20 protein-coding genes are annotated in these 22,403 nt (G+C 66.7%); 6 read left to right on the top strand and 14 right to left on the bottom strand.

All coding sequences use genetic code 11. From position 1 onward, the window contains the following. The 4 genes from AC5P7S_RS02180 to AC5P7S_RS02165 form a co-directional block, all read right to left on the bottom strand. Positions 1-471, bottom strand: coding sequence for a F0F1 ATP synthase subunit B (locus AC5P7S_RS02180; protein WP_005419512.1), 471 nt, complete (start codon positions 469-471; stop codon positions 1-3). Between the two features lie 106 nt (positions 472-577). Beyond that, positions 578-883, bottom strand: a complete 306-nt coding sequence (atpE, locus tag AC5P7S_RS02175; RefSeq protein WP_005411133.1) for a F0F1 ATP synthase subunit C — start codon at positions 881-883, stop codon at positions 578-580. Between the two features lie 73 nt (positions 884-956). Next, on the bottom strand, positions 957-1,757 hold the full coding sequence (gene atpB / locus AC5P7S_RS02170) for a F0F1 ATP synthase subunit A (RefSeq protein WP_095378266.1): 801 nt from the start codon (positions 1,755-1,757) through the stop codon (positions 957-959). 31 nt (positions 1,758-1,788) lie between these two features. After that, a complete protein-coding gene (locus AC5P7S_RS02165) occupies positions 1,789-2,154 on the bottom strand; it encodes a hypothetical protein (RefSeq protein ID WP_014648497.1) in 366 nt (121 codons plus the stop codon). Between the two features lie 456 nt (positions 2,155-2,610). Here AC5P7S_RS02165 and AC5P7S_RS02160 point away from each other — a divergent pair, with 456 nt between their 5' ends. Next, positions 2,611-3,429 carry a hypothetical protein gene (locus AC5P7S_RS02160; RefSeq protein ID WP_005419516.1) on the top strand — a complete coding sequence of 273 codons (819 nt, stop codon included), beginning with the start codon at positions 2,611-2,613 and terminating at the stop codon, positions 3,427-3,429. Between the two features lie 644 nt (positions 3,430-4,073). Here AC5P7S_RS02160 and lpdA read toward each other — a convergent pair. The 3 genes from lpdA to AC5P7S_RS02145 form a co-directional block, all read right to left on the bottom strand. Continuing rightward, positions 4,074-5,882, bottom strand: a complete 1,809-nt coding sequence (gene lpdA, locus AC5P7S_RS02155; protein ID WP_111127537.1) for a dihydrolipoyl dehydrogenase — start codon at positions 5,880-5,882, stop codon at positions 4,074-4,076. A gap of 106 nt (positions 5,883-5,988) precedes the next feature. Next, complete coding sequence (aceF, locus tag AC5P7S_RS02150; RefSeq protein ID WP_095378263.1) at positions 5,989-7,710, bottom strand: dihydrolipoyllysine-residue acetyltransferase; 1,722 nt, start codon at positions 7,708-7,710, stop codon at positions 5,989-5,991. A 167-nt stretch (positions 7,711-7,877) separates the two neighbouring features. Then, positions 7,878-8,393 carry a DNA-deoxyinosine glycosylase gene (locus AC5P7S_RS02145; protein WP_095378262.1) on the bottom strand — a complete coding sequence of 172 codons (516 nt, stop codon included), beginning with the start codon at positions 8,391-8,393 and terminating at the stop codon, positions 7,878-7,880. 186 nt (positions 8,394-8,579) lie between these two features. Here AC5P7S_RS02145 and AC5P7S_RS02140 point away from each other — a divergent pair, with 186 nt between their 5' ends. The 3 genes from AC5P7S_RS02140 to glpK all read left to right on the top strand — a co-directional run bounded on the left by AC5P7S_RS02140 (position 8,580) and on the right by glpK (position 12,544). Beyond that, the gene (locus tag AC5P7S_RS02140; RefSeq protein WP_005419535.1) at positions 8,580-9,215 is read left to right on the top strand and encodes an OmpW/AlkL family protein; all 636 of its coding nucleotides are present in this window, start codon (positions 8,580-8,582) and stop codon (positions 9,213-9,215) included. Positions 9,216-9,457: 242 nt separating this feature from the next. After that, positions 9,458-10,942, top strand: coding sequence for a glycerol-3-phosphate dehydrogenase (glpD, locus tag AC5P7S_RS02135; protein WP_095378261.1), 1,485 nt, complete (start codon positions 9,458-9,460; stop codon positions 10,940-10,942). Positions 10,943-11,044: 102 nt separating this feature from the next. Continuing rightward, positions 11,045-12,544: a glycerol kinase GlpK gene (glpK, locus tag AC5P7S_RS02130; RefSeq protein WP_005419537.1), complete on the top strand. Its 1,500-nt coding sequence runs from the start codon at positions 11,045-11,047 to the stop codon at positions 12,542-12,544. A 177-nt stretch (positions 12,545-12,721) separates the two neighbouring features. On the opposite strand, the gene AC5P7S_RS02125 is transcribed toward glpK, so the two are convergent. Next, complete coding sequence (locus tag AC5P7S_RS02125) at positions 12,722-13,516, bottom strand: MetQ/NlpA family ABC transporter substrate-binding protein (protein WP_095378260.1); 795 nt, start codon at positions 13,514-13,516, stop codon at positions 12,722-12,724. 27 nt (positions 13,517-13,543) lie between these two features. Then, on the bottom strand, positions 13,544-14,515 hold the full coding sequence (locus AC5P7S_RS02120) for a helix-turn-helix transcriptional regulator (protein ID WP_005419539.1): 972 nt from the start codon (positions 14,513-14,515) through the stop codon (positions 13,544-13,546). 80 nt (positions 14,516-14,595) lie between these two features. Here AC5P7S_RS02120 and AC5P7S_RS02115 point away from each other — a divergent pair, with 80 nt between their 5' ends. Together AC5P7S_RS02115 and AC5P7S_RS02110 are read left to right on the top strand one after the other, a co-directional pair. Then, positions 14,596-15,198: a LolA-like protein gene (locus AC5P7S_RS02115; RefSeq protein WP_005419540.1), complete on the top strand. Its 603-nt coding sequence runs from the start codon at positions 14,596-14,598 to the stop codon at positions 15,196-15,198. Between the two features lie 106 nt (positions 15,199-15,304). Then, positions 15,305-16,081 (top strand): DUF481 domain-containing protein, encoded by a 777-nt coding sequence (locus AC5P7S_RS02110; protein WP_005419541.1) that lies wholly within the window; start codon positions 15,305-15,307, stop codon positions 16,079-16,081. A gap of 42 nt (positions 16,082-16,123) precedes the next feature. On the opposite strand, the gene hemC is transcribed toward AC5P7S_RS02110, so the two are convergent. The 5 genes from hemC to mdoH all read right to left on the bottom strand — a co-directional run bounded on the left by hemC (position 16,124) and on the right by mdoH (position 22,030). After that, complete coding sequence (gene hemC / locus AC5P7S_RS02105; RefSeq protein WP_095378259.1) at positions 16,124-17,035, bottom strand: hydroxymethylbilane synthase; 912 nt, start codon at positions 17,033-17,035, stop codon at positions 16,124-16,126. Between the two features lie 570 nt (positions 17,036-17,605). Then, positions 17,606-18,337 (bottom strand): LytR/AlgR family response regulator transcription factor, encoded by a 732-nt coding sequence (locus AC5P7S_RS02100; RefSeq protein WP_053497027.1) that lies wholly within the window; start codon positions 18,335-18,337, stop codon positions 17,606-17,608. 10 nt (positions 18,338-18,347) lie between these two features. Next, complete coding sequence (locus AC5P7S_RS02095; RefSeq protein ID WP_170944936.1) at positions 18,348-19,391, bottom strand: sensor histidine kinase; 1,044 nt, start codon at positions 19,389-19,391, stop codon at positions 18,348-18,350. A 3-nt stretch (positions 19,392-19,394) separates the two neighbouring features. Next, positions 19,395-20,054: an alpha/beta hydrolase gene (locus AC5P7S_RS02090; RefSeq protein WP_005419549.1), complete on the bottom strand. Its 660-nt coding sequence runs from the start codon at positions 20,052-20,054 to the stop codon at positions 19,395-19,397. Between the two features lie 50 nt (positions 20,055-20,104). Then, positions 20,105-22,030 (bottom strand): glucans biosynthesis glucosyltransferase MdoH, encoded by a 1,926-nt coding sequence (gene mdoH, locus AC5P7S_RS02085; RefSeq protein WP_095378145.1) that lies wholly within the window; start codon positions 22,028-22,030, stop codon positions 20,105-20,107. Positions 22,031-22,403 lie beyond the last annotated feature (373 nt).

Here is a 22,403-nt window from a genome sequence, read left to right as displayed (position 1 = left end):
TTAGATCTCCGAGGCCAGCTCGTCGAGCAGCGCCTTGTGGGCGTTGGCGTCGATTTCGCGCTTGAGCAGCTTTTCGGCACCGGTCACGGCCAGCGCGGACACCTGCTTGCGCAGATCTTCACGGGCACGGTTGGCGGCGGCGTCGATTTCAGCCTGGGCCAGTTCCTTCTGACGGGTGGCTTCGGTGATCGCTTCGTTGCGGGCAGCATCAACGATCTGGTTGGCACGCGCATGGGCCTGATCGATGATCTCGTTGGCCTTGGTGCGGGCTTCCTTCAGCGCTTCGTTGACCTTCTCCTGCGCCTGGGCCAGATCTTTCTGGCTGCGGTCGGCAGCAGCGAGGCCTTCAGCAATCTTCTGCTGGCGCTCTTCGATCGCGTTCATCAGCGGCGGCCAGATCTTGGTCGCGATGATCCAGATCAGACCAGCGAAGGCCAGCGCCTGCGCAAGAAGGGTGAAATTGATATTCATGGTTAGCTCGATCGCTGGTTTCGGGGTGGACGCGCCGCCGAAGCGGCACATCCGGCCTTCATCCGAAACCGGGTGCATCAGCACCCGGTCGTCTCAAACCGCTGTATCAGCCGGCCAGAGCCTTGGTGACGGCGCCAGCGAAGGCAGCCGACAGCGGGTTGGCGAAGGCCAGCAGCAGGCCAACGGCGACCGAGATGATGAACGCGGCGTCGATCAGGCCGGCGGTGATGAACATGCGGACCTGCAGGACCGGGATCAGTTCCGGCTGGCGGGCGGCCGACTCCAGGAACTTACCAGCCATGATGGCCAGACCCAGACCGGCGCCCAGCGCGGCCAGGCCGATCATGATGCCGACGGCAAGGGCGGTGGAGCTCTGAATCTGCGCGAAGTTGGTCAGGACGGCGAAGTACATGGTTATCTCCAGGAACTTAAGTTGCTAAGGGTGATGAAACGGATGAAGGTTGAAACGCGTTGAAGCTTGAAACTCAGTGAGCGTCTTCCGACAGGCTCAGGTACACGATCGACAGCATCATGAAGATGAAGGCCTGCAGCGGGATCACCAGCAGGTGGAACAGCATCCAGCCGAGGCCGAACACACCACCGGCAATGGCACCGAAGAAACCGGCACCACCCAGCACCCAGATCAGCAGGAACACGATTTCGCCGCCGAACATGTTGCCGAACAGTCGCATCGCCAGCGAGATCGGCTTGCTCAGCCACTCGACGATGTTGAGGATCAGGTTGAACGGCATCATCCACTTGCCGAACGGCGCCGTCAGGAATTCCTTGATGAAGCCGCCCAGGCCCTTCGACTTCAGTGCGAAGAACAGCATCAGGAAGAACACGCTGATGGCCATGCCCAGGGTGGCATTGACGTCAGCGGTCGGCACCGGCTTCCAGTAGTGCACGCCCGCCCATTCCAGCGGCTTGGCGATGAAATCGGCCGGGATCATCTTCAGCAGATTCATCAGCAGAATCCAGAAGAAGATGGTGATGGCGATCGGCGTGACCAGCTTGCTCTTGCCGTGGTAGGTGTCCTTGGCCTGGCGGTCGACGAACTCCAGGCAGATCTCGACGAAGGTCTGCCACTTGCCCGGCACGCCGGCGGTGGCCTTGCGGGTGCCCAGCCAGAACGCGACAACGATCACCAGGCCCATCAGGACCGCGGTGAGGAAGGTATCGACGTGGATATGCCAGAACATACCCTCACCCTTGCCGACCGGCGCGGTCAGGTTGTGCAGGTGATGCTGGATGTAGCTGGTAGGGGTTAGAGCCTCGCCCGCCATGTGTCCGGAACCTTCAGTTAATTGAATTCTGTCAACGCCTGGCCATCGCCAGGACCTGGAACATCAAGCCGACGGCGATACCGGCCAACAGCGCCAATGCAGGCAGCTTGAAGACCAGGAACCCCACCAGCAGGACGCCGAAAACCACGACCCACTTGGCCACGATCGCAATGATCAGGCGAGCCATCGCCGATCCTGCGGCCACCGCACCGCCCCCCAGCGCCATCCTTGCCGCCACCCAGCCACCGGCCGAAATGGCCACACCGGACGCCAGCGCGCCGAGGGCATATTTCGGACCGACCAGCAGGAAGGCCAGGGCCAGGACAGCGACCGCGGCCAGCGGGTAGACCGCGGCGCGCAGCATCAGTCGCCGACCCGCATCAACGGAGTTCAGCACAGGACGTCCCGCGTGGTTGCAAGTGGAAGGCTGAGGCGGCTACAGCAGGGGGGCCTCATCGAGCCGCCAAATTATAGCAATGGGACAATTTGCGAGACAACCGCTGCCTGTTCATCCCGGGAAGCCGCAAGTTGCGGTAACGGTTACATTTTTGCGTACCACCCGGGGGACAATGACGTCCGCATGATGCTGCACCGCAGTATTGAACTTTGGTCGCAGGCGAGGAACTTTCGCCGGATGCGCGGGTCCGATCTTTCGACCTGCCTGCAGCATCCTCGTCGGCTCCACCCCGCAGGTCCCACGATGGCCCCGAAGCCCGTCTCCGGGGCCATCTTTTTGCATCGTCGCGACAGCACTGAACCGTGCACATGCCGTGGACCATACGTTCACGGATGGTGGACGGGCCTGTCCGGCACAGTGGTCTTCATTCTGATGAACCACTGCAAGGACTCTTCGATGCGCCCCGTACCCACCCTGCTCGCTCTCTCCCTGATCGCCGCCGGCGCCTCGTTCGCCACCGCTGCCCACGCCGCCGAAGGCGACGACCGCTTTGCCCTGCGCCTGGGTGCGATGAACATCGACTCGGACAACACGCTCCGCGGCAAGACCAATGTCGCCGGGCAGGACATCGGTTTCTCCGAGGACTTCAAGCTGGGTGGCAAGGAGTGGGAGCCGCGCATTGACGGCATGTTCCGCATCAGCAACCGCCAGCGCCTGCTGTTCAACTATTTCAAGTACGACAAGGACCGCCGCGAGACCCTCGGCCAGGACATCTCCTTCGGTGACGTCAACGTGCCGTCCGGCAGCTTCGTCAAGGGCGAACTGAAGTACCAGGTGGCCAGCCTGGTCTATGACTACTCGGTGGTGGACACCGATACGTTCGACCTCGGCCTGCAGCTGGGTGCCGAGTACGCCAAGGTCAGCACCAAGGCCTACGCCGACCTCGGCACCGTGTACGAAGGCCAGTTCCTCAACGAGAAGACCGACGGCGTGGCGCCGGTGGTCGGTGCGCGATTGAGCTTCACCCCGTCCGAGAAGTGGATGATCACCCTGCAGGGCCAGTACCTCAACACGCGCTGGGGCAGCTTCGATGACTACAAGGGCGATCTGAGCCGCGCCAACGCCATCGTCGATTACCGCTTCACCAGGAACTTCGGTGTGTTCGCCGGCTACGACTGGTTCAAGCTCGATGCGGACAAGAAGGGCAGCGACGGCACCATCGGCCTGAAGCAGGAGTTCAAGGGCCCGGTGGCCGGCGTCAGCTTCGTGTTCTGACACCCGCCCCTTCCACGGCACTCTCTCTCCTGGCGCGGCCTCCGGAACATCGGGGCCGCGCTTTTTTGATTGCACGGTCAAGCAGAAGCGGGTTGGTCGAGCGCGGGGGGCAGAGGGGCTTGCGTGCGAATGTCCCCCGGCGCCGGCCTGCGGCCGTCACCTCCTCCTTTACTTCGCACGCAAGCCCCTCTGCCCCCCGCGTGTCAGGCATCCAGGCGGCCCAGGCAGTGGCTCTGGACTGTCCGCAAGCCGAGCCGCAGCGCCGGTGGCCGGCGTTTGGACAAAGTAAAGGAGGAGGCGACCGCCGCAGGCGGACGACGGGGGACATTTGTCCAGACGCCTGCCACCTGCGCTGCGGCCCAGACCTTCGCGGTGGCAGTTGCCGTAGACGCAGGCGTGGTCGAGCGCTGGAGGGAGCGGGGGCTGGCTGCGAATGTCCCCCGGCGCCGGCCTGCGGCCGTCACCTCCTCCTTTACTTCGCACCCAGCCCCCGCTCCCTCCGCGTGTCAGGCATCCAGGCGGCCCAGGCAGTGGCTCTCGACTACCCGCGCTGCGGCCCGAACGCTCGCAATGAGAGTGATCGAGGCTCAACAAAAAAACCCCGGCAAATGCCGGGGCTTTTCATTTGGAACGGCGCAGGCGCCTTACTTCTTCTTCGGCATGTACAGATCGGTGATCGTGCCGTCGTAGATTTCCGAGGCCATCGCCACCGATTCGCTCAGTGTCGGGTGCGCATGGATGGTGTGGCCGATGTCTTCGGCTTCGGCACCCATCTCGATCGCCAGGCCGATCTCGGCCAGCAGGTCACCGGCATGCACGCCGACGATCGCGCCGCCGATGATGCGGTGGGTCTCCTCATCGAAGATCAGCTTGGTGAAGCCCTCGGTGCGACCGATGCCGATCGCGCGGCCGCTGGCGGCCCACGGGAACTTGGCCACGCCGACCTTCAGGCCCTTGGCCTTGGCTTCGGTCTCGGTCACGCCCACCCAGGCGATTTCCGGGTTGGTGTAGGCCACCGACGGAATCACACGGGCGACCCATTCCTTCTTGTGGCCAGCAGCCACTTCAGCAGCCAGCTTGCCTTCGTGCGTTGCCTTGTGCGCCAGCATCGGGTTGCCGACGATGTCGCCGATGGCAAAGATGTGCGGCACGTTGGTGCGCATCTGGCGATCAACCGGGATGAAGCCACGCTCGGTGACCTGCACACCGGCCTTCTCGGCATCGATCTTCTTGCCGTTCGGCGAACGCCCGACGGCCACCAGAACACGGTCGAAAGTGCCCTGCGCCAGCGCCGGTGCCTGGCCTTCCTCGGCCGCCTCGAAGGTCACGGTGATGCCCTTGGCATCGGCGGTGACGCCCGAGGCCTTGGTCTTCAGGTGCACTTCGATGCCCTGCTTCTTCAGGCGGTCGGCCAGCGGCTTGACCAGGTCCTTGTCGGCGCCCGGCATCAGCTGGTCCATGAACTCGACCACGGTGACCTTGCTGCCCAGTGCGCTGTACACAGTGGCCATTTCCAGGCCGATGATGCCGCCGCCGACGACCAGCAGCGAGCCCGGCACTTCGGCCAGCTCCAGCGCGTCGGTGGAATCCATCACGCGCTTGTCGTCCCACGGGAAGTTCGGCAGCTTCACCGCCTGCGAACCAGCGGCAATGATGCACTTCTGGAAGCGCAGCAGCTGGGTGCTGCCGTCTGCGGCGGTGATCTCCAGTTCGTTGGCCGAGAGGAACCTGCCGACGCCCTGCACGTTGCGGACCTTGCGCTGCTTGGCCATGCCGGCCAGGCCCTTGGTCAGCTGGTTGACGACCTTTTCCTTGTACTGGCGCAGCTTGTCCAGGGTGATGGTCGGCTTGCCGAACTCGACGCCGAAATCGCCGGCGTGGGCCACTTCGTCGATCACCGCGGCAGCGTGCAGCAGCGCCTTGGACGGAATGCAACCGACGTTGAGGCAGACGCCGCCGAGGCTGGCGTAGCGCTCGACCAGCACCGTATCCAGGCCGACGTCGGCGGCGCGGAAGGCGGCGGTGTAGCCGCCCGGGCCGGAGCCCAGCACGACCATTTCGCACTCGATGTCGGCCGGCTTGCCACTGGACAGCGCCGGCTTCGGTGCAACCGGCTCGGCCGGGGCGCGGTGCGAGGGGGTCACCGGCGGCTTGCTGGCCGGAGCGGCCGCAGCCGGAGCCGGCGCAGCGGCCTTGGCCGGGGCATCGGCGGCGCCTTCAGCGTCCAGCACCACGACCACGGCGCCTTCGGACAGGGTATCGCCCAGCTTGACCTTGATCTCCTTGACCACGCCGGCCGCCGAGGACGGCACTTCCAGGGTGGCCTTGTCCGACTCCAGGGTCACCAGGCCCTGGTCCTTCTTCACCGTGTCGCCGACGGCGACCAACACTTCGATCACCGGAACATCGCTGTAATCGCCGATGTCGGGAACCTTGACTTCAATCGTGGCCATGGTGGTTTTCCTTGTGCCCGGCCGGCATGGCCGGCGGGCTGTCACTGCATCTGTTCACGCGGCCGCGCCAGGGGCAGCGGCCGCACGGTGGGGGCAAAGCGATGCCTTACAGCAGCACGCGGCGCATGTCGGCCAGCACCTGCGACAGGTACGTGGTGAAGCGTGCGGCCAGGGCGCCGTCGATGACGCGGTGGTCGTAGCTCAGCGACAGCGGCAGCATCAACTTCGGCGCGAACTCCTTGCCATTCCAGACCGGCTGGATGGAGGACTTGGACACGCCCAGGATGGCCACTTCCGGTGCATTGACGATCGGAGTGAACGCGGTGCCGCCAATGCCGCCCAGCGAGCTGATCGAGAAGCAGCCGCCGCTCATGTCGGCCGGGCCCAGCTTGCCGTCGCGCGCCTTCTTGGCCAGCTCGCCGGTTTCCTGCGCGATCTGCACCACGCCCTTCTTGTCCACATCGCGGATGACCGGCACGACCAGGCCGTTCGGCGTATCGGCGGCAAAACCGATGTGGAAGTACTTCTTCAGGGTCAGGTTTTCACCGCTGGCGTCGAGCGAGGCGTTGAATTCCGGGAACTTCTTCAGCGCCGCGGCGCTGGCCTTGATCAGGAAGGCGAGCATGGTCAGCTTGATGCCGGCCTTCTCGTTTTCCTTGTTCAGCGCCACGCGCAGGCCTTCCAGGTCGGTGATGTCGGCCTGTTCGAACTGGGTGACGTGCGGGATCATCGCCCAGTTGCGGGCCAGGTTCGCGCCGGAGATCTTCTTGATGCGCGACAGCGGCTGGACTTCGGTCTCGCCGAACTTGCTGAAGTCGACCTTCGGCCACGGCAGCAGGTTCAGGCCACCACCGGCGGCGACGGCGCCACCGGCAGCTGCTGGCACACCACCACTGAGTGCGGCCTTGACGAACTTCTGCACGTCAGCCTTGGTGATGCGGCCCCCCTTCTCGGTGCCGTTGATCTGCAGCAGGTCCACGCCCAGCTCGCGGGCGAACACGCGCACCGCCGGGGTGGCGTACGGCACCTTGGCCGGCAGCACGCCATCGGCGTTGAACTGTACCGGCGGGCTGGACGGGGTGCCGGCCGAGGCAATCTCACGGGCCGCCAGCTTGTCCGGCTGCGCCGGCACAGCGACCGGCTCGACCTTGGTGGCGGTTTCGGCGGCGGCCGGGGCAGCAGCAGCGGCGGCCTTGCTCGGGGCCGGCGCGGCAGCGCCTTCGGCATCAATGATGGCAACCACGTCGCCCTGCGACAGGTTGTCGCCCACCTTGACCTTGATCTCCTTGACCACACCGGTCACTGACGACGGCACCTCCATCGTGGCCTTGTCGCTTTCCAGCGTGACCAGGCCCTGGTCCTTCTTGACCGTGTCGCCGACGGCGACCAGCACTTCGATGACCGGGATGCCGGCGTAGTCGCCGATGTCCGGCACCAGCGCTTCCACTGCGCCACCGCTGGCGGCCGGAGCGGCCGGAGCGGCCGCCGCAGCGGCGGCCGGGGCCGGCGCGCTCTGGGTGGCGGCAGCCGGGGCAGCGGACTTGGCCGGTGCCGGTGCGGCGGCGGCCGGCGCGGCGGCTTCGCCTTCGGCCACTTCGATCAGCGCCACGACCTTGCCTTCGGACAGGCTGTCGCCCACCTTGACCTTCAGTTCCTTGACCACGCCTGCCACCGAGGACGGCACTTCCATCGTCGCCTTGTCGCTTTCCAGCGTCACCAGGCCCTGGTCCTTCTTGACCGTGTCGCCGACGGCGACAAGCACCTCGATTACCGGGATATCGCTGTAGTCACCGATATCGGGGACAAGTGCTTCCTTGATTTCGGCCATGGGGATAACTCCGGCAATCTGGTGTAGGGAAACGTCTATTGTGCGGCCAGCGGGGTCCAGCGCCAACCGTTACAGGTGTTTTCAGTACGCACGCAGCCGGGACAGGCTGTTGCCCACGGGTCCCGGCCGCGACCAGTCGGTAGCGTATTGTCCGTACGATGTCCGCTTCATGTCGCCAGTGCGTCTGCAACCGGCTGCCAGGCCTGGCGCAGGCGCGGCAACGACCACGCCGCATTGGCCGGGCTGGTCGAGGGCAATGCAACCACCTGTGGCGGGGCCTCCAGCCGCGGCAGCACCCAGCGCTGGAACGCCTGCCACGATGCACCGCCATTGCAGCCGATCAGCGTCAGCTCAGGCAACGTGGCGATCAGTTCCGGCAGTGCATTGGCCACTTCCGTGCCACGCACGATGTCCGCGTCCAGGCTGCCTCGGCGCTCGCAGCGACCGATCACATCCCACAGACCGATGCCCGCGGCATTCAATGCCTGCAGCCGCGCGGCGTAGGCCAGATCCGCCTCGAAACCACAGATGTCGGCCATCAGCGGCCAGAAGCGGTTGCGCGGATGGGCGTAATAGCGCTGCTCCTGCAGGGACGCCACGCCCGGCATCGAGCCCAGCAGCAGCACCCTGCACTCCACGTTCACCTGCGCTTGCAGGCCAATGCACAACGTTGCTGTGCTCACATCTTCTCCAACTGCATGAATGTCCCCGAGCGCCAGAAACCCCATGAATACAGGCGTTCCGTACCCGTCGCTGAACAAGGAAAACTATTTTTTAACGTGCGTCGGATTCGATTCATGTTGGGGCGACTACGGTGTGCTCGCCCCGCAACCGGGGGCCCAAAACAAGAAACATTAGGAGATACCCCCATGCGCTCCATCCGTATCCTGAGTCTCGCCCTGCTGACCTCCGCCGCCTTCGCGCCGGCCGCTTTCGCCCAGGACAGCAGCAGCACCGACACCGCGTCGGGCAAGCATTTTGCCGTTGTTGGCGGCATCTCGCTGCTGGAACCGAAGAACGACCCGATCTCCGGCGTGAAGAAGACCGATGGTGGCCCGGCGCCGACCGTCAGCTTCAGCTACTACATCAACGACAACTGGGCCGTTGAACTGTGGGGCGCCGCTGACAAGTTCGACAACAAGTTCAAGGGCCCGAACAACGCCCGCCTCGGCTCGGTCGAGCAGCAGCCGGTCGCGCTGAGCGGCCAGTACCACTTCGGCCAGGCTGACAACGTGTTCCGTCCGTTCGTGGGCGTCGGCTACTACCAGTCGAGCTTCAGCAACGAGAAGCTGGGCAACGGCGCTGACACCGACATCCGCTTCAAGGATGCCAAGGGCGTGATCGGCACCGTCGGCGTCGACATGAACATCAACTCCACCTGGTTCGCCCGTGCTGACGCCCGCTACATGCGCGCCCGCCCGGACATCAAGGTTGGCGGCGAGAAGATCGGCGAAGCCAAGATGGATCCGTGGACCGTCGGCTTCGGCATCGGCGCCCGCTTCTGATCCAGGCTGCACCTGCTTCACTGATGCAACGCGACGGGCCCTTCGGGGCCCGTCGTCGTTTCCGTCACCGGCGTTCTGTAGAGTCGAGCCCATGCTCGACTGCCTTTTTGTAGAGTCGAGCCAAGCCCCCTATCCCGAGTCGAGCGGCGGGCTCCGCGCGCATTGCGATGCGTTACGTTCAATGGCGCCCACGGTCAATGGTGGCGCGGCTCGGCTCTACAGACACAGGACGCGGAGACACGATGGACGACGTCGACCTGCTGGTGATCGGTGGCGGCATCAACGGTGCCGGCATCGCCCGTGACGCCAGCGGCCGCGGCCTGCGCGTGCTGCTGTGCGAGCAGCACGACCTTGCCGCGCATACTTCCAGCGCCAGCAGCAAGCTGATCCACGGCGGCCTGCGCTACCTGGAACAGGGCGAGCTCGGGCTGGTGCGCAAGGCGCTGGGCGAACGCGAGGTGGTACGCCGGCAGGCGCCCCATCTGGTCCATCCATTGCGCTTCGTGCTGCCGTGGGAACCCCATCTGCGCCCACGCTGGATGCTACGCGCGGGACTGTGGCTGTATGACCACCTGGGCCGTCGCAGCCCGGCATTTCCCGCCTCGCGCGCCCTGGACCTTCAGCGCGATCCGCTCGGCCCCTGGCTTTCCCCGGATCTGCGGCAGGCCTTCAGCTACGCCGACGCGCAGGTCGATGACGCGCGACTGGTGCTGCTCAACGCCCTGGATGCCGCGCAGCGGGGCGCACAGGTGCGTGTGCGCAGCCGCTGCATCGACCTGCAGCCCTTGCAGGGCCGGTGGCAGGCGGTGCTGGAATCCGCTGATGGCCAGCAGCAGGTGACCGCGCGCGCCGTCGCCAATGCGGCAGGGCCGTGGGCCGGCGGCCTGCTGGAACGGATGGAGGCACGCAGTGGCGGCCCCGCGCTGCGGCTGGTACAAGGCAGCCACATCGTCCTGCGCCGGCCCTGGCCCGATGACAGCGCGTGCCTGCTGCAGCAACCCGATGGACGCGTGGTGTTCCTGCTGCCCTTCGCCCACGACCACCTGCTGGTTGGCACCACCGACACCGACTATCGCGGCGACCCGGCGCGCTGCGGCGTGCTGCCTTCAGAGGTGGCGTACCTGTGCGAAGCGGCCAACCGCTACCTGCATGAACCCATCGCGCCGGAAGATGTGGTCTGGCAGTTCGCCGGTGTCCGCCCGCTGCTGGCTGATCCCGATCCGCGCGCGGCAAGACTCAGCCGCGATTACCGCCTGCAGCTGCAGGTGGACCCGGCACCGGCGCTGCATGTGCTGGGCGGCAAGCTGACCACCTACCGGGTCCTGGCCGAGGAAGCGCTGGAGCTGCTGCGGTCCGCCCTGCCGCAGATGGGAGCGGCGTGGACAGCAAACGGAGACCCGCTGCCAGGCAGCGACTGGGGCGACGCCGCGCAGGCGGGCGCGCATCTGCAGGTATCGGCACCCTGGTTGCCCGCAGGTATCGCGCGACGCTGGGCCGGGGCCTATGGCAGTCGCAGCGCGGAACTGCTGCAGGGTGTACGGGGCCTGCACGATCTTGGCGAGGCGTTTGGCGGCGGCCTGCATGCCCGGGAAGTGGCCTTTCTGCGCGAGCAAGAGTGGGCGCGCACTGCCGAGGACGTGCTGTGGCGAAGGAGCAAGCTGGGGTTGCGGCTGGACGCTGCGCAGGTGACACGGCTGCAGGCGTGGATCGAACACTCCACTCTGTAGAGCCGAGCCATGCTCGGCTGCGTTGTGCAAATGCAGCCGAGCATGGCTCGGCTCTACAGAGAGAAAGGTAAGTTACCCTGACTGCTCTACCGGAGACGCTGCATGACGCCCCGCTACGTGCTGGCCATCGACCAGGGCACCACCAGTTCGCGCGCGATCCTGTTCGACCGTGCCGGCGACATCATCGGCAGCGCGCAACGCGAGTTCGCGCAGATCTTCCCGCAACCCGGCTGGGTCGAGCATGACCCGCGCGAGATCCTCACCAGCGTCTATGCCACGCTGACCGAACTGCTCAGTCGCGGGCAGATCGACCCGCGCCATATCGCCGCACTGGGCATCACCAACCAGCGCGAAACCACCGTGGTCTGGGACCGTGCCACCGGCCAGCCGATCCACAACGCCATCGTCTGGCAATCGCGGCAGAGCCACGCCATCTGTGAACGACTGAAGTCCGAAGGCCATGAAGCGCTGATCCGCGAGCGGACCGGCCTGCTGATCGATGCCTATTTTTCTGCGACCAAGGTGCGCTGGATCCTCGACCACGTGGAAGGTGCGCAGCAGCGCGCCGAACGTGGCGAGCTGCTGTTTGGCACCATCGACAGCTGGCTGGTGTGGAACCTCAGCGGCGGCCAGGCGCATGTGACCGACTACAGCAACGCGGCGCGCACGCTGTTGTTCAACATCCACACGCTGGACTGGGATGACGATCTGCTGGACCTGCTCGACATCCCGCGCGCGATGCTGCCGCAGGTGCGCGACTCCAGTGCGGTATACGCACACACCCGGCCGCAGTTCTTCTTCGACCACCCGATCCCGATCGCCGGCATCGCCGGTGACCAGCAGGCGGCACTGTTCGGCCAGGCCTGTTTCCAGCCGGGCATGGTCAAGAACACCTATGGCACCGGTTGCTTCATGTTGATGCATACCGGTGCGCAGGCGGTGCGGTCGCGCAACGGCCTGCTGACCACCATTGCCTGGGGCCTGGACGGGCGCGTGGAGTATGCGCTGGAAGGGTCGATATTCATCGCCGGCTCGGTGGTGCAGTGGCTGCGCGACGGACTGCGCATGATCGAACGCGCCAGCGACAGCCAGGCACTGGCCGCGCAGGTGCCCGACAGCGGCGGCGCCTATCTGGTGCCGGCGTTTGTCGGCCTGGGTGCGCCCTATTGGCGCAGTGATGTGCGCGGTGCGATGTTTGGCTTGACCCGTGGCACGGGCAAGGCGCATTTCGTGCGCGCCGCGCTGGAAGCGATGGCCTACCAGACCCGCGACGTGCTCGATGCCATGCAGTCCGATGCGGGCATCGCACTGACCGAGCTGCGCGCTGATGGCGGTGCGATCGGCAACGACTTCCTGGCCGGCTTCCAGGCAGACATCCTCGGTGTGCCGCTGCTGCGGCCGCGGTTGACCGAAACCACCGCGCTCGGTGCGGCCTATCTGGCCGGCCTGGCCGTCGGGTTCTGGTCAAGCCGCGAACAGATCGCTGCACAGTGGGGCCTGGACCGGCGCTTCGAGCCACAGATGGAGGTGTCGCGGCGCGAGAAGCTGTATGCGGGATGGCAGCAGGCGGTTGCCGCCACCCTCGCCTTCCACGTCGATTGAAACTGCAATGCCCTGCCCTGCTGCGGCACGTGGAGTGACACGGAAGAGCCGAGCGATGCTCGGCTGCCGTTGGTGAAATGCCGGAAACAGCAGAGCCGAGCGTGGGCTCGGCTCTACAGGGCAGGCAGTGTCGACCAAGGTCGACACCCACCATTCAAATCAACAGATCAGCCGCAATCAGAACGCCGGCAGCACCGCGCCCTTGTACTTGCTCTCGATGAAGGCCTTCACCTGCGGGCTGGTCAGGGCCTTGGCCAGCTTCTGCACACGGGCGTCGTCCTTGTTGTCCGGGCGCGCGACCAGGAAGTTCACGTACGGCGAATCCTTGCTCTCGATCGCCAGCGCATCCTTGGTCGGGTTGAGGCCGGCGTCCAGCGCATAGTTGGTGTTGATCAGGGCCAGATCGACCTGGTCCAGCACGCGCGGCAGCATCGCCGAGTCCAGCTCGCGGAACTTCAGGTTCTTCGGGTTGGCGGTGATGTCACGCTGGGTCGACAGCGCGTTGGCCGGGTCCTTCAGCTCGATCACGCCGGCCTTGTGCAGCAGGATCAGCGCGCGGCTGTTGTTGCTCGGATCGTTCGGGATCACCACGTCGGCACCGTCGCGCAGCTCGGCCAGCGACTTGACCTTGCGCGAGTACGCACCGAACGGCTCGATGTGCACGCCGATCACCTTCACCAGGTCGGTCTTGCGGTCGCGGTTGTAGGCATCCAGGTACGGCTCGGTCTGGAAGTAGTTGGCGTCCACCTGCTTCTGCACCAGCTGGTCGTTGGGCTGCACGTAGTCGTTGAATACGCGCACGTCCAGGTCCACGCCCTCCTGCTTGAGGATCGGCTTGACCACCTCAAGGATCTCGGCATGCGGCACGGCCGTGGCGGCCACCACCAGCTTCTGCGAGGGCTCGCCGGACTTGCCGCAGGCGGCCAGGGCCAGCGCAGCGGCGAGCAGGGACAGCAACAGGGTCTTCTTCATGGGGGACGGGGTTCTCGGGGGGGAGTGTCAGGATTTTTCGTAGTTGCTCAGGGCCAGCTCAAGCAGCGCCTTGGCCTGCTCGCGCAGCATGATCGGCTCGATGATCTCGGCATCCGAACCATAGTGCAGCACGTCCATCAGCAACTCTCGCGAGACGCTGTACGGCACCTTCAGTTCGTAGCGGCCATCGGCCAGGAAACGACCCTGCTGCTTGGAATGCCAGTGCTCGTCGGCCACCCAGCGCGCAGCCTTGGCGCTGAACAGGATGGTCGCCCAGCCCTTCGGCGCACCCGAAAAAATGCCATAGCTGGCGCCGAGCTGCTCGTCCAGCTCGCTGTCGGCGACATCGCGGGCGGCACTGTCGATTACCCGTGCCTTGTGGATGCGGTCCACCGCGAAACTGCGCAGCGCCTCGCGGTCATGGTCCCAGGCATCCAGGTACCAGTTGTCGCGATAATGGGTCAGGCGCTGCGGCGAGACGGTGCGCTTGGTCGGCTCGTCGGTGGAGCGGGCGCGGTACTCGAACGCCAGCTGACGGCGCTCCAGCACCGCCGAGGCCACGCTGCGGAAGCTGCCTTCATCGAACTTGCGGCCACGGTGCGGAATCACCCGCACGCGGTCGACCGGCCAGCTGGAGACACCGGCCTGGGCTGCCAACAGGCTCTCGATGCGCTGCTGCAGCGGGGCCAGCACCGACGACAGCACGCCACCGCCGGTGCGCGCCAGCAGGTGCTGCGAGGCCAGCAGGGCATGCAGCTCCTCCGAGCTGAGCCAAAGGCCGGGCAGCTCGAAGCGATCGCTCTCGTCGGCCTGGTAGCGGAAGCCGGCCTCGCCGTCGCCCTCGATCGGTGCCATCAGCGCATCGCGCAGGAAGGCCAGGTCGCGGTAGACGGTGGCACGGGAACAACCGAGCTTGTCCTGCAGGGTCGCCACCGTCACCGGATAGCGCGCGGACTTGAGCAGACGATGCAGGGCGGTGATGCGTTCGTATCGGTCCATACCCCCGATTATGTCCGAGTCGCGGGTCTTGTGTGGGACGTTTGGGCTATCGTGGTCGCCCCCACCCCATGGAATGCCCGATGCGCCGGTTGCCTGCCCTGTCCCTGCTGGCCTGCCTGCTGCTGGCCGCCTGCGATCGCGCGCCGGCGCCGGCGGGCACCGAGGCCCCGGTACCTGCCGCCGATCCGGCACAGGCGGTGCTGGGCGCCAGCCAGCGTTTCGCCGCCCTGCGCAGCTTCCACGCCGAACTGGAAGTGCTGGGCGCGCCGCAGCGGATACGCAGCGCAATGGACTTCGTTGCACCCGACCGTTTCCGGGTGGAGACCCCGGCCGGGCCGCAGACCATCATCGGCGACACCCTGTTCCTGCAGGCCGACGGTGCGATCCGCCAGGTGCCGGCCCCGCCCGGCCTGCTCGAGCAGTGGCGCAACCCGCTGCCGGCCGACGCCCTGCCCGCCGACCTGAAGGCCGAAGATCTCGGCAGCCAGGCGCTGGACGGGGTCGAGACCCGTCACTACCGGCTGCGCGGCAACCAGCCCGGCGAACGCCTGGAGTACTGGGTGGATGCCCAGGGCCTGCCACGCCAGATCGTGCGCAGCGGCAGCAGCAATGGCCGCAGCTTCCAGCTGCGCCTGCGCTATTCGCGCTTCAACGACCCCGCATTGCGTGTCGATCTGCCCTGAATAGGCGATCGCGGCAACGTTCGCTGAAGCACGCTTTGGATCGATTCGGACCGCCATCACGCTTCCAGTATCATCACCGGCTGTTAACCGTTCCGGAGAAGCCTCGATGTCCCTGCGCGTGTCCCTGCTGATCCCCCTGCTGCTGTGTGCGCCGCTCGCATACGCGCAGGATGCCTCCGAACTGGCGGCGATGTCCTCGCCGTGGAGCGGCAGCGGCGGCGAGCTCGGCTTTGCCTCGGCACGCGGCAACAGCAGCACCGAGAGCTTCAACGGCCGCCTGCGCCTGCGCTACACCGACGGCGACTGGGTGCACAGCATGGACCTGTTCGGCCTGCGCTCCAGCTCCAAGGTGACCGAGACCAACGACGACGGCACCACCACCCGCCGCAGCAACACCACTGCCAACCGCTACACCGGCAGTGCGGGCAGCGCGCTGCAGCTGGGCGAGCACCGCCAGCTGACGGCCACGGTGCGTACCGAGCGCGACGACTTCGCCACCTACGACCGCCAGAGCTCGTTCGGTCTGGGTTACGGCACCCGCCTGTGGAACACCGAGCGCTTCTATTTCGACGCGCAGATCGGCCCCGGCGTGCGCCGTACCCACAGCACCGAGGATGACCGCACCCGTACCGGCATGATCGGCCGCGGCCAGTTCGACCTGAAATACTCGCTGACCGACAACACCGACCTGGTGAACACGCTGCTGGTCGAATCCGGTTCGTACAACACCTTCGGCCAGAACGACTTCGGCGTCTCGGTGAGCATGAACGAGCACCTGGCGCTGAAGGCCGGCTGGCAGGCGCGTTACAACAGCGACGTCGCTGTCGACAAGCGCAAGACCGATACGCTGACCACGATGAACGTGGTCTACAAGTTCAAATAAGAAACGGGCGCCAAGGCGCCCGTTCTTCATTTCGGTAGTGCCTCAGACGTTCAGCAGTTCGCCAGCACCACCGTCCAGCAGCAGCTTCGCCACCCGCTGGCCCAGCGCTTCCGGATCACGGGCCGGGCCCACCGCTTCGGCACGCACGGCGCGGCCATCACTGGCGCTGCCGACCAGGCCCTGCAGGTGCAGGTCGTCGCCCTGCCACTGCGCGATCGCCGCCACCGGCACGTGGCAGCTGCCATGCAGCGCGCGGTTCATGGCCCGCTCGGCTTCCACGCAGGCGCGCGTGGCGGCGTCATCAAGCGTGGCGAACAGCGCCATCAGGCGCGTGTTGCCTCCGTCGCACTCTACCGCCACCGCGCCCTGCGCTGGCGCCGGCAGCCACTGCGGCGGTTGCAGGCGCGCGACGATGCGCTCGCCCAGGCCCAGGCGCTCGAGGCCGGCCACCGCCAGCACGATGGCGTCGTAGCCGCCGTTGTCGAGCTTGGCCAGGCGGGTGTTAACGTTGCCACGCAGGTCCAGCAGCTCCAGGTCCGGGCGCAGCGCGCGCAGCTGGGCCTGGCGGCGCAGCGACGAGGTGCCGACCCGCGCGCCGATCGGCAGCGCGTCCAGCGAGGCGTACAGGTTGGAGACGAAACCATCGGCCGGGTCGTGCCGGGTCAGCATCGCCGGCAGCGCGAAGGGCGCGTCCAGTTCCATCGGCACATCCTTCAGCGAGTGCACGGCGCAGTCGGCCTCACCCCGCAGCATGGCCAGCTCCAGTTCCTTCAGGAACAGGCCCTTGCCACCGATGGCGGCCAGCGAGCGGTCCAGCACCTCGTCACCGCGGGTGGTCATCGGCACCAGTTCCACGTGCAGGCCGGGGTGGGCCTGGCGCAGGCGGTCGGCGACGTGTTCGCTCTGCCAGAGGGCGAGCGGGCTCTTGCGGGTAGCGATGCGGACAGTTTCCATACGGTCATTATCGCGCCTTCGGCGCGGATACGGCCAACGGCGGAGCCCCTCGTGGCTGGCTGGGGGGCGTGAAAGCAACAGCCGTGCTTGGCCGGGCGGGATGGACTGCGCAGGGGCCGCTGCAAGTACGTCCATGTAAGCTCGGTCGCCGCATCCATGCGGCTCACGCCCCTGCGCAGCCCATCCCGCCCGGCCTCTGACAGTTTCCGTGTGCGCCAGCCACGGAAGATCAAAAAAAAAGAGTGCAGAAACAAAGGCAACAGCCGGCGGCTTCCGGGGTCAGATCCCTTTTCCGCAGGAAAAGGGATCTGACCCCTCTTCCCCCCTCGATAACAACAATGCCTTTGCCGTCCGTCACCGGGAAATTCGCGAGGGTGAGGCGGGATGGGCGGGCGGGACCGTTGGCGCCATGGATGGCGCCATCGAGCCCCCATGGATGGGTTTACGGCGTGTCCCGCCCGCCCATCCCGCCTCACCCAACACGCAACAACACAGAGCCGACAACCCGCTGTTGCTGTTGCTGTTGCTGTTGATTTCACAGCAGTCGCGGCCGCAGGCCGCGCGGACCACTCACAGATGCCGCAGTTCCTGCTTCAGCGTCGCCACGCACCGGCGGCTGACTTCCAGCGGCTGCTTGCCATGCCGCAACACCGCCTGCACCTGCCCGCCCGAGCCTCGACGCAGCTCCACCAGCTCGTGGCGTGCCACCAGGCAGTTGCGATGGATGCGGATGAAACGGCTGGCGAACTCTTCTTCCAGCGACTTCAGCGATTCCTCGATCAGGTCCTCGCCGCGCGCGTGGTGCACCACCACGTACTTCTCCTCGGCCTGCAGGTAGTGGATATCGTCCAGCGGAATCAGGCGCAGGCTGCCGCGCAGGCGTGCGCACAGCACGCTGCGTGCCTGCTGCCCGCTGTGCTCCTGCGGCCGGCCATCGCGGCCGGCCAGGAACGTGCGCGCACGTGCGATCGCCGCCGCCAACCGTTCGGCACGCACTGGCTTCATCAGGTAGTCGATCGCTGCAGCCTCGAACGCCGACAGCGCATGCGCATCGTAGGCGGTGCAGAACACCACCGCAGGCCGAGGTTCGAAGCTGGCGAGGTGGCGGGCCGCTTCCAGGCCATCCAGCCCGGGCATCGCGATATCCAGCAGGACCAGGTCCGGCTGCAGCTCCGCGCACGCGTGCAGGGCCTGCTCACCGTTGCCGGCCTCGGCCACCACGTCCACGCCGTCCTGTGCCGCCAACAGGCTGCGCAGGCGCTCGCGCGCCAGCGGTTCGTCGTCGGCGATGACTACCCTCACGATCGTTCCCTCACTGGATCGGCACTGTCACCTGGCAGGCATAGTAGCCCTCGCTCCAGCCAGCCGTCATCCGCGCGGTGCTGCCGAAGCGCCAGGCCAGCCGATGGCCGATGCTGTGCTGGGCATGGCCGGCGCCGCGTGCCAGCGCCAGCCCCGGCGCCTGCGGATCGGGTGCCGGGTTGCGTACGCGGATCTGCAGTTCATTGCCCTCGCGCGCCAGCTGCAGTTCGATGGTGCCGCCGTCGGGCAGGCGCGAGATGCCATGCAGCACGGCATTTTCCACCAGCGGCTGCAGTACCAGCCTTGGCAAGGGCAGGTCCCATGGCAGCGGCTCGTCGCGCTGCCAACGCACCTGCAGGCGTTCACCCAGGCGCAGCGATTCGATCGACAGGTAGCGCTCGGCCAGCTCGCATTCGTCGCGAAGGGTGGAATCGCCCTCGCCCGCCCCCAGCGCGGCACGGAACAGATCGGACAGGTCCAGCACCGCGCGCTCGGCGACTGCCGGGTCACGATGCAGCAGGCTGGCGATCAGGTTCATGCTGTTGAACAGGAAATGCGGGCGGATACGCGCCTGCAGCGCGTCGGCCTGCGCGCGCGCGTTGGCCTGCACCTGCGCGGCCCAGCGATCGCTTACGTAGAAGTAGCGCAGCGCCAGCGCGGCGATCAGCGCCGTGGTTGCCGCGCTGCCGAGGGTGAAACGCCAGAAGCTGATGCCACTGGCGAAGTTGTCGCCCAGCACCGCGTACAGCGCGTGCACGATGCCGGCGCAGACCACCGCGATCAGGGTGGCCAGCACGGTCGCCGCAATGGCGCCCATCACCGGCGGCAGCCGCGACAGGGTCGGCCGCAGCAGGCACAGGCTGGCGGTCACCGCCAGCGCCAGCCACAGCGCGAATCCGCTGGCCGACAGCAGTTCGCCGAAGGTCCAGTGACGGCTGCCGTCCGGCGCCAGCGCCAGTACCACCACCACCAGCTCGGCCAGGCCGAGCATCGCCGCCAGCCGTGGCAGGCGGCACAGTTCCGGCATCCACGGCGGTGTGCTGGCCGGCGACATGGCTCAGGCGGCGCCCAGGCGTTCCTGCAGCCAGTCACCCAGTGCCTGGATCTCCTCGGCACAGACCTGGTGGGCCATCGGGTAACTGTGCCACGCCACATCCAGGCCCAGCGTACGCAATGCCTGCGCGCTGTGCGCGGCGACGGCCTGCGGGATCACCGGGTCGCCACTGCCATGGGCCATGAACACCGGCACCTGCACCGCGCCGTCAACACGCGTGGCGCTGTCGGCTTCGGGCAGATAGGTGGACAGCGCGATCAGGCCGGCCAGCGGCGCGGTACGCGAGAGCGCGGCCGTCAGGATGATCGCCCCACCCTGCGAGAAGCCTGCCAGGAAGATCTTCTCCGGCGCGATGCCGCGCTCGATCTCGCGCGCGATCAGTGCGTCCAGCTGCACCACCGATTCCTGCACGCCGGCCATGTCGGCGCGCGAACGGAAGTCCATGCCCACGATGTCGTACCAGCCGCGCATCGGCACGCCGTTGTTGATCGTGATCGGCCGCACGGGTGCGTGCGGGAACACGAAGCGCAGCGCCGGCCAGTGCGGCCGCACCAGTTCCGGCACGATCGGCGCGAAATCATGGCCGTCGGCGCCGAGGCCGTGCAACCAGATCACCGACCACTGCGGCGAGGCGCCGGTTTCCTGTTCCACCGTTTGCAGCATGATGCGGCTCCTTCAAGTTCGAGCCGCATTATGCCGCTGGCGCGGGGCAATCAGTACAGCGGCGGTTGCTCGGCCGCTTCCCGCCGCAGCTGCGCGGCGCGTACCAGCACCGGTGGCGGGATGTTCTCTTCGGGGATATCGAGCAGGCCGAGGCGATGCAGGAAAGCACCGGGGCCGCGCGAGGAGGTCAGCGCCACCACCGGAACGGCCAGAACCATGCCGATCACCACCGGCGCCATCCAGGCCGCCAGCGACGGCGATACCGCCCAGGCCAGCACGCCCATGAAGGCGCCGAACACACCCAGGCCACCGTAGCCACGGATCAACGCCATCCATGAGATGCCGCCGTCGTCACGCTGCTGCGCGTCCCAGCCGGAATCGCGCCCGGACAACACTTCGGCCACGCCGCGTGACTGCACGTACATCACCACCGGCGCCATCAGCGCGGCGAGCACGGTTTCCACCAGCATCGATACGAAGGCACGGATCGGACCGCCACAACCGCGGCGGTCGACCGGGTCCAGCAGCATTGCCAGGTAGCCGAGCACCTTGGGCAGCAGCAGCACCGCCATGGTGGCGGCGAACAGGCGCACCACCTGCTCTTCATCCTGTGCGCGCCAGTACACGCTGGGCGACAGGTGCAGCAGGGCGTTGAAATCGATGCCTTCCTGGAACAGCGGGATGGCGATGCCGATCAGCATCAGCATCGCCCACATCGGTGCGGTGAAATAGTGGCCGATGCCGATCAGCATGTGCGTGCGGCTGATCCAGTGCAGCCCGCGGCTGCCGACCACCTTGCCATGCTGCAGGTTGCCCTGGCACCAGCGACGGTCGCGCACCAGCAGGTCGGTCAGCGTCGGCGGGCCTTCCTCGTAACTGCCACCGAGGTAGGGCACCATGTGCGCGGCCCAGCCGCCACGACGCATCAGCGCCGCTTCGACGAAATCGTGGCTGAGCACGTGGCCGCCGAACGGCTTGCGCCCCGGCAGCGCCGGCAGGCCGGCGTGGTCGGCGAAGGCGCGGGTGCGAATGATGGCGTTGTGGCCCCAGTAGTTGCTCTCGGCGCCGTGCCACCAGGCCACGCCGCGGGCGATCACCGGCCCGTACACGCGGCCACCGAACTGCTGCATGCGCGCGAACAGGGTGCGGCCGCCGATCACCGACGGCAGGGTCTGGATCAGTCCGACGTCGGCGTTGTGTTCCATGCCGGCCACCAGGCGCACGATGCTGTCGCCGGTCATCAGGCTGTCGGCGTCAAGGATCAGCATCTGCGGGTAGGCACCGCCGAAGCGGCGGACCCAGTCGGCGATGTTGCCGGCCTTGCGCCCGCTGTTGTCACCACGGCGACGATAGAACAGGCGCGTCTGCCCCTCCGGCACACGCTCGCGCAGCTCGGCGAACACCTGTTCCTCGGCAGCGGCGATGTCCTCGCGGCGGGTGTCGCTGAGCACGAAGAAGTCGAAGCGGTCGAGCTGGCCGGTGGCCGCCACCGACTCGTAGATCGCCTGCAGGCCCGCCTGCAGGCGGCGCGGGTCTTCGTTGTAGGTCGGCATCAACAGCGCAGTACGGCTGTGCACGGCCGGCAACGGCTTGTCCGGGTCGATGCCGAGCCGATAGCCCCGGTCGAACACAGCGGTCAGGAAGCCGGCCAAGGCGCTGGCAAAGGAGAGCGCGATCCAGGCAAACAGGCCGACGAACAGCACCAGCAGGCAGGCTTCGAGCACGCTGATGCCATTGGCCGACAGCACCCGCCACATCATCCGCGTAGCCACGGCGGTCATGCCGAGCGTGCCACCAAACAGGTACAGCCGGCGCAGGCCGATCAGGCGCGGCGAGGTGCGGTGCCGCCGGACCTTCAGTGCGCCTTCGCGCAGGGTCTGTTCGGGCATCGGCAATGGCGATTCAGCGGGTAGCAGCGCCCAGCCGGCATCGAGCCGGGGCGTTCCTGCTTCCGCATGGATGGTCTGCACCCCCATCGTCGCTTACTCCGCGCCGTCGGCACGGCCGGCCATCCCGGCCGGGCTGCATGCACCAAGGTTCCCGGCGCGCTTTCCCGGCGCCCGCACTTGTCCTGGCTGTGTCGGCCTCACGCCGCACAGTCGATGTCTGTCACTACCGGAACCCACACGATCTCCAACGGGGCGGAATCGAAAATGCGGCCCAGTCTAGGGCCCAGAATGTAAGCCGGGTGCGAAGGTCTACACCGGGATTTGTCCCCATTCAGCAAATAGCAGGCGATCACGCCAGGGCGTGGCCAGATGTCACTGCATCGCCCCCGGTACTGGATCGTAACAAACGCGAACGGTTATCATTTAATCAACCAGGCAGGTCACCGTCTTCCGCGCGGCC

Source organism: Stenotrophomonas sp. YJH_SMC_32 (assembly GCF_059369975.1).
The sequence above is the reverse complement of the archived record's forward strand: the minus strand, read 5'-3'. Positions and strand labels throughout refer to the sequence as shown.

What these genes read in the sequence shown, in the direction of transcription:
- glpK (WP_005419537.1), top strand. Translation starts at nt 11,045, where the DNA reads ATGACGCCCCGCTACGTGCTGGCCATCGACCAGGGCACCACCAGTTCG.
- atpB (WP_095378266.1), bottom strand. Translation starts at nt 1,757, where the DNA reads ATGGCGGGCGAGGCTCTAACCCCTACCAGCTACATCCAGCATCACCTG.
- hemC (WP_095378259.1), bottom strand. Translation starts at nt 17,035, where the DNA reads ATGGAAACTGTCCGCATCGCTACCCGCAAGAGCCCGCTCGCCCTCTGG.
- aceF (WP_095378263.1), bottom strand. Translation starts at nt 7,710, where the DNA reads ATGGCCGAAATCAAGGAAGCACTTGTCCCCGATATCGGTGACTACAGC.
- lpdA (WP_111127537.1), bottom strand. Translation starts at nt 5,882, where the DNA reads ATGGCCACGATTGAAGTCAAGGTTCCCGACATCGGCGATTACAGCGAT.
- atpE (WP_005411133.1), bottom strand. Translation starts at nt 883, where the DNA reads ATGTACTTCGCCGTCCTGACCAACTTCGCGCAGATTCAGAGCTCCACC.
- AC5P7S_RS02140 (WP_005419535.1), top strand. Translation starts at nt 8,580, where the DNA reads ATGCGCTCCATCCGTATCCTGAGTCTCGCCCTGCTGACCTCCGCCGCC.
- AC5P7S_RS02110 (WP_005419541.1), top strand. Translation starts at nt 15,305, where the DNA reads ATGTCCCTGCGCGTGTCCCTGCTGATCCCCCTGCTGCTGTGTGCGCCG.
- AC5P7S_RS02180 (WP_005419512.1), bottom strand. Translation starts at nt 471, where the DNA reads ATGAATATCAATTTCACCCTTCTTGCGCAGGCGCTGGCCTTCGCTGGT.
- AC5P7S_RS02090 (WP_005419549.1), bottom strand. Translation starts at nt 20,054, where the DNA reads ATGCTGCAAACGGTGGAACAGGAAACCGGCGCCTCGCCGCAGTGGTCG.
- AC5P7S_RS02160 (WP_005419516.1), top strand. Translation starts at nt 2,611, where the DNA reads ATGCGCCCCGTACCCACCCTGCTCGCTCTCTCCCTGATCGCCGCCGGC.
- mdoH (WP_095378145.1), bottom strand. Translation starts at nt 22,030, where the DNA reads ATGGGGGTGCAGACCATCCATGCGGAAGCAGGAACGCCCCGGCTCGAT.
- AC5P7S_RS02115 (WP_005419540.1), top strand. Translation starts at nt 14,596, where the DNA reads ATGCGCCGGTTGCCTGCCCTGTCCCTGCTGGCCTGCCTGCTGCTGGCC.
- AC5P7S_RS02125 (WP_095378260.1), bottom strand. Translation starts at nt 13,516, where the DNA reads ATGAAGAAGACCCTGTTGCTGTCCCTGCTCGCCGCTGCGCTGGCCCTG.
- AC5P7S_RS02120 (WP_005419539.1), bottom strand. Translation starts at nt 14,515, where the DNA reads ATGGACCGATACGAACGCATCACCGCCCTGCATCGTCTGCTCAAGTCC.
- glpD (WP_095378261.1), top strand. Translation starts at nt 9,458, where the DNA reads ATGGACGACGTCGACCTGCTGGTGATCGGTGGCGGCATCAACGGTGCC.
- AC5P7S_RS02095 (WP_170944936.1), bottom strand. Translation starts at nt 19,391, where the DNA reads ATGTCGCCGGCCAGCACACCGCCGTGGATGCCGGAACTGTGCCGCCTG.